The organism is uncultured Oscillibacter sp., from assembly GCF_910587525.1.
Taxonomy (GTDB): domain Bacteria; phylum Bacillota; class Clostridia; order Oscillospirales; family Oscillospiraceae; genus Oscillibacter.
Genome location: NZ_CAJULS010000137.1, coordinates 1 through 5,929, shown reverse-complemented (window position 1 = coordinate 5,929; position 5,929 = coordinate 1). Strand labels below are relative to the sequence as shown.

Below are 5,929 nucleotides of genomic sequence, written 5' to 3'. Positions count from 1 at the left end.
TCCCGGAACCGCTGGTCCGTCAATGCGTCTCACCTCCTTCTTAAGTTGGTTTGGAAGGGCCCTTCTGCTAGGGATATCCTTTACAGGGGGATTATATCTCACAAAGCTGAAAATTTCCTCAAAAAAACCGGGGGACCCAAAACAGGTCCCCCGGCGGTTCTCTCTTTGAGCGGGCTTATTTCTTCTTGCCCTCCCACTTGGTGACACAAACGGAGCAGGCGATGTCGCCGGTGACGTTCAGGCAGGTGCGGCCCATGTCGAAAATGCGGTCCACGGCCACGATCAGGCCGATGTAGGCCACAGGGATGCTCAGAGTCTCCAGAACCATGGCCAGCATGATCATACCCGCGCCAGAGACGCCGGCGGTGCCGATAGAGGCCAGGGTGGCGGTGACCACTACGATGACCATCTGCCCAATGGTCAGGTGAATGTTGGCGCAGGACGCCAGGAAGACGGTGGCCACGCACTGGTAGATGGCGGTGCCGTCCATGTTGATGGTGGAGCCCAGGGGCAGGACGAAGGAGGCGATATCATCCTCCGCGCCCAGCTCGGCGGCGCACTCCTTGGATACCGGCAGAGTGGCTGCGGAGGAGGTAGAGGTGAAGGCGAATACCATGGCGGCAAAGGCGCCTTTGAAGAACTTGACGGGGCTCATGCCGGCGAAGATTTTGGCGGACAGGGAGTAGACCACGATGGCGTGGACAATGTAGCCCAGATATGCGCAGACGATGACCAGCAGCAGGGACACCAGAATCTCGGAGCCCTGGGTGGCCACGACCCATGCCATATAGGTGAACACGCCAATGGGAGCCAGGCTGATGACGAAAGCCATCAGCTTCTCGATCACGGAGTAGAAGGAGCCCACAATGTCCCGGCACAGTTTTGCCTTTTCACCGGCGGCCAGGATGGACCCGCCGAAGAACAGGGAGATGACGATGACCTGGAGCATGTTGGCGTCGGTAAAGGACTTCCACATGTTGGTGGGAAAGATGGATACCAGGGTGGACATGAAGCCGCCGAACTCCTTGGCCTCGTACTCGGCCTGGTTGGGGTCCAGAATGGGGAAGAGCCCCGCACCGTTGAAGACATTGGCGAACACCAGGCCGATGACGCAGGCGATGGCAGTGGTCACCATGAAGTAGGCCACGGTCTTGATGCCCACGGAGCCCACCTTCCGCATGTCGTTCATGGAGAGGATGCCGTCGATCATGGAGAACAATACCACGGGCACCACGATGAATTTCAGGAGGTTGACAAAAATATCGCCGAAGGGTTTTAAGTAATTGGCGGTAAAATCCTTCCAGCCGGCGGCGGAACAGATCAGGCCGACAACGATGCCCAGGACCAGGGCAATCAGGATCTGCATAGGGAGACTGACTTTTTTCTTCATACACTCACCTCATTATAGAATTTTCCTCTCTCATACCATCCCGGCCGGGGGCCGCACCTGGGAGCGGCCCCCGGCCGGGATTGTTATATTATAACAAAAATTGGGACGCTTGTAAAGCTGTTTTGGGCGGAATATAGAAAGGCGTGCTGGGTCAGCCTTTCAGAGGGTATCCGCAGAAGCGGATCGCCGCCTTGGCCAGCTCCTCTGTGGGGTCCAGGCCGGGCTGGCTGAGTCCCAGCAGCCGGAAAGCCAGGGGCAGCTCCGTACAGCCTAGGATAAAGTAATCCGCTCCCCGGCCGGACAGGGCCTCCAGCACGGAGAGAAAGCGCACCCGGTAGCTCTCCGGCGGGGCGCCGGCCTTGACGCCGTTGTAGATCACATCCATCAGAGCGTCCCGTTCCGCCTCCTCCGGCAGGAGATAGGAGACACCCGCCTTTTCCAGGGCCGCCTGGTACAGCCCGGCGGACAGGGTGCCCCGGGTGGCCAGCACGGCGGCGGTCCCACCGGGAAAGCGGACGCGGCAGGCGGCGGCGGCCGCCTCCACCATGCTGAGGAAAGGAATATCCGTCAGCCCCTGGAGACGGGGGAGAAAGTAGTGGGCGGTGTTGCAGGGCATGATCACGCAGTCTGCCCCGCAGGCCTCCAGCTTCCGCAGGGAGTCCCGCATGGCGGGCAGGGGGTCCGGTCCCCCGTTCAGGATGGCCGCTGTCCGGTCGGGGATGGAGGCGTTGCTGTCGATATAGACGCGGATGTGTTCATTGTCGCTGCCGGCGGCGGTGAGGGAGACGATTTTCTGGAACAGGTCCGCCGTGGCCAGAGGGCCCATGCCGCCCAGGATGCCGATGGTTTTTTTCATATGTGATCCCCCAATGGTTCTGTGTTGAGTATCTGACGTTCGCCTGGGCGCCGCGCAGATCATTGGCGAAAGGGGTCAGCCCCAGAATTCCGGAAAGAGAAGCTCGCTGCCAACCTTGAGCGTCAGCAGGATCAAGACGGCAATGACGGTGGGCCGGACAATCCTGCTGCCGTTTTTGATGGCGAGGCCCGACCCGATGTAGTGGCCCGCGATGGAGAAGACGGAGGCAATGAGACCCACCCGGAGAAAGACATACCCGCTGGCCAGCTGGGTCACCAGGCTTCCGATGTTGCTGGAGAGGTTGATGATCTTTACGCCGCCGGCGGCGTGGCGGGTATCCAGTTTGGCCAGGCGGATGAAGGCAATCATCAAAAAGGTACCGGTGCCGGGGCCGTAATACCCGTCGTAGCCGCCGATCAAAAAAGCTGTGGCCCAGACAATGGCGGCTTGCTTTTTGAAGTCGATTTCCCCCGGCTCGTCAGGCCAGTCGCGGTTGCGCAGGGTGACCGCCGCCACCACCGGCAGTACCGCCAGGAGCATGTACTTCAGCACCGCGTCCGGCGTGCGGTGCTGAAGCCAGGTGCCGGCCACGGAGCCAGCCAGGGCGAAGGCGATGGAGGGGGCGAAGAGCTTCCAGTTCACATAGCCGTTTTTGATGAACCGGGCGGTGGAGAAGACGGTGCCGATGGCCGCGGAGACCTTGTTGGTCCCCAGGGCGTAGGGAGCGGGTAGATTGCCGAAGGCGATGAGGTGGGCAGGGCCGGAGATGATCCCGCCGCCGCCGGCAATGGCGTCCATGAAGGAGGCCAGGAATACGCCCAGACACAGCAGCAGTACGATCCACAGGGCAAAGCCGTCAACGGTAACGTCCGTGAGCAGGGAAAACATAGGCGGATTTCCTCCTGAAAGAATTGGTGGATTTTTGTCTATTGTAGCAGGGCGTACAGGCAAAATCAACCGGAAAGGGAGCCTTTCCGGTCTGTTTGGAATAAATTGTGCGGCTGATTTTTCAGTAAACTTCTGTGTAAAATGACAAAGGTGTACATAAAATATGGTGAAATTGCGAGAAGAAATTGGGCAGATTTACTAAAAGTCTTTCGGGTTTTTCGACAGGACAATTCTTGACGGTGTTTCTTTCAAGAAGTATAATAAACAACAATATATGGTATATCTGGGAAGAGCAGGGAAGCGGGGCGCTTCTCAAACACGGAGGCCGCCGTCGCCGCGGGGCAGGCGGGGAGAGGAGAGTTACATGGCAAACAGCAAAGCAGCCGAGCGCTTCCACGCTGGAACGCTGACCGAGGGCTGGCGCTGGTTCGGCGCTCATCCCACGGAGAAGCGGGGCAAACAGGGATGGGGCTTCCGGGTCTGGGCGCCCCATGCAAAAAGTGTGTCGGTGGTGGGCGATTTTAACGGCTGGGATAAACAGGCTAATCGTTTAATTCATGTCGGAGAGGTCTGGGAGGGCTTTATCCCCGGACTGACGGAATATACCGCTTATAAATACGCCGTCACAGGGGAGGATGGAAGGGTACGGATGAAAGCGGACCCCTATGGCTTCCACACGGAGACCCGGCCTGCTACAGCCAGTAAACTGTACGACATCGAGGGCTTCCGCTGGACCGACGCCGCCTTTCGCAAGCGGCAGGCGCAGCATCCGGTGTATTCATCTCCACTGAATATTTATGAGGTCCACCTGGGTTCTTGGAAGCTTCGGGAGAACGGGGACTTCATCGACTACCGGGATCTTGCCAGGGATCTGGCAGCCTACGTCAAGGACATGGGCTACAACGCCATTGAGCTTCTGCCGGTAACTGAGCACCCCTTGGACGACTCCTGGGGCTACCAGTGCACAGGGTATTTCGCCCCCACCTCCCGGTTTGGCACTCCCAAGGATTTCATGTGGTTTGTCAACCATATGCACAAAAACGGGATCTCCGTCCTGCTGGACTGGGTCCCCTCCCACTTCTGCAAGGACGAGCAGGGCCTGTATGAGTTCGACGGCACCTGCTGCTATGAGTACGGCGACCCCAACAAGCGGGAGCACGCCAGCTGGGGTACCCGCGTCTTCGACTACGGCCGGAACGAGGTGAAGAGCTTCCTGTTTTCTTCTGCCCGCTTTTGGCTGGAGGAATACCACATCGACGGACTGCGGGTGGACGCCGTGGCGTCCATGCTGTATCTGGACTATGACCGCCAGGGCGGCGCCTGGACGCCCAACAAGTACGGCGGGCATGAGAATCTGGAGGCCATCGATTTCCTGCGGGAGCTGAACGCCCTGGCCTTCTCCGTCAATCCCAACGTGCTGATGATCGCCGAGGAGTCCACCGCCTGGCCCCTGGTGACCCGTCCCGCCGACGTGGGGGGCCTGGGCTTCAACCTCAAGTGGAACATGGGCTGGATGAACGACATGTGCCACTATCTGAAAATGGACCCCTGGTTCCGCCAGGACCACCACAAGGACATCACCTTCTCTATGATGTATGCCTTTTCGGAGAATTTTGTGCTCCCCATCTCCCACGACGAGGTGGTGCATATGAAGGGCTCCGTAGTGGGGAAGATGCCCGGCGATTACTCCAATCAGCTCCGGTGCGAGCGGGGTTTTTACGCCTACCTTCTGGCCCACCCGGGCAAGAAGCTGATGTTCATGGGTGCGGAGCTGGGCCAGTGGCACGAGTGGAACTCCCACCAGTCCATCGACTGGTACCTGCTGGAGAGCGAGGAAAACCAGAAGATTCACAGATTTTTCCGGGACATCAACGCCTTTTACCAGAAGGAGCCCGCCCTGTGGGAGGTCGACTTCGGCTGGGAGGGCTTTGAATGGCTGGTGCCAGATGACAACCACAACAACGTGGTGGTCTTCCTGCGCAAAGACAAGAAGGGCCGCGACCTGATGTGTGCGGTGAACTTCTCCCCCAACACCTATGAAAACTACCGGATGGGCGTCCCTGCCCACCGGAAGTATACCCCTGTCTTCAGCACCGACGACCCCGCCTATGGCGGCGACGGCTTTGGCGACACGGGAAGCGTCCCGGTGGAGGCAATCCCCTCCCACGGGAAGGAACACTCCGCCGCCATCAAGGTTCCCGCATTCGGGGCGGTGTTCCTGCGGGGAGAGGGAACCTTTCCCAAACCTGCGAAACCCAGTATTAAAAAACAGGTAAAGGAGCTTGCGGAAAAATGAAAAAAGAGTGTATCGCGATGCTGCTGGCCGGCGGCCAGGGCAGCCGGCTGTACGTCCTCACCGGGGATATGGCCAAGCCCGCCGTCCCCTTTGGCGGAAAGTACCGCATCATCGACTTCCCCCTGTCCAACTGCACCAACTCCGGCATTGACACCGTGGGTGTGCTGACCCAGTACCGCCCGCTGGAGCTGAACAGCTACATCGGCAGTGGCGTGCCCTGGGATCTGGACGGATCCACCGGCGGCGTGCACATCCTGCCCCCCTACATGGGCAGCAAGGGCGGCACCTGGTACAAGGGCACTGCCAACGCCATCTATCAGAACATTGGCTTTATCGACCTGTATGACCCGGAGTATGTGGTGATCCTCTCCGGCGACCACATCTACAAGATGGACTACTCCGCCATGGTCAAGCGCCACAAGGAGGCGGGCGCCGCCTGCACCATCTCCGTCATGGAGGTGCCCTGGGAGGAGGCTCCCCGCTTCGGCATCATGAGCGT

Annotated in this window: 5 protein-coding genes; 2 read left to right on the top strand and 3 right to left on the bottom strand. The window is 59.4% G+C overall.

All coding sequences use genetic code 11. The features are described from left to right. Positions 1-175: 175 nt before the first annotated feature. The 3 genes from QZ326_RS10795 to QZ326_RS10785 form a co-directional block, all read right to left on the bottom strand. On the bottom strand, positions 176-1,390 hold the full coding sequence (locus QZ326_RS10795; protein WP_295745047.1) for a dicarboxylate/amino acid:cation symporter: 1,215 nt from the start codon (positions 1,388-1,390) through the stop codon (positions 176-178). Between the two features lie 151 nt (positions 1,391-1,541). Beyond that, entirely contained in the window at positions 1,542-2,246 is a 705-nt protein-coding gene (locus QZ326_RS10790) for an aspartate/glutamate racemase family protein (RefSeq protein WP_295745045.1), read from the bottom strand. A gap of 75 nt (positions 2,247-2,321) precedes the next feature. Further along, the gene (locus QZ326_RS10785) at positions 2,322-3,134 is read right to left on the bottom strand and encodes a sulfite exporter TauE/SafE family protein (RefSeq protein WP_295745043.1); all 813 of its coding nucleotides are present in this window, start codon (positions 3,132-3,134) and stop codon (positions 2,322-2,324) included. A gap of 364 nt (positions 3,135-3,498) precedes the next feature. Here QZ326_RS10785 and glgB point away from each other — a divergent pair, with 364 nt between their 5' ends. Further along, the gene (gene glgB, locus QZ326_RS10780; protein ID WP_295745041.1) at positions 3,499-5,430 is read left to right on the top strand and encodes a 1,4-alpha-glucan branching protein GlgB; all 1,932 of its coding nucleotides are present in this window, start codon (positions 3,499-3,501) and stop codon (positions 5,428-5,430) included. Further along, a partial coding sequence (locus tag QZ326_RS10775; protein WP_295745039.1) for a sugar phosphate nucleotidyltransferase occupies positions 5,427-5,929 on the top strand: 503 nt, incomplete at its 3' end. The genes glgB and QZ326_RS10775, both read left to right, overlap by 4 nt.

Bases quoted from the DNA above. Each gene is read 5' to 3' on its own strand.
- QZ326_RS10795 (WP_295745047.1), bottom strand. From the start codon at position 1,390: ATGAAGAAAAAAGTCAGTCTCCCTATGCAGATCCTGATTGCCCTGGTC.
- QZ326_RS10790 (WP_295745045.1), bottom strand. From the start codon at position 2,246: ATGAAAAAAACCATCGGCATCCTGGGCGGCATGGGCCCTCTGGCCACG.
- QZ326_RS10785 (WP_295745043.1), bottom strand. From the start codon at position 3,134: ATGTTTTCCCTGCTCACGGACGTTACCGTTGACGGCTTTGCCCTGTGG.
- glgB (WP_295745041.1), top strand. From the start codon at position 3,499: ATGGCAAACAGCAAAGCAGCCGAGCGCTTCCACGCTGGAACGCTGACC.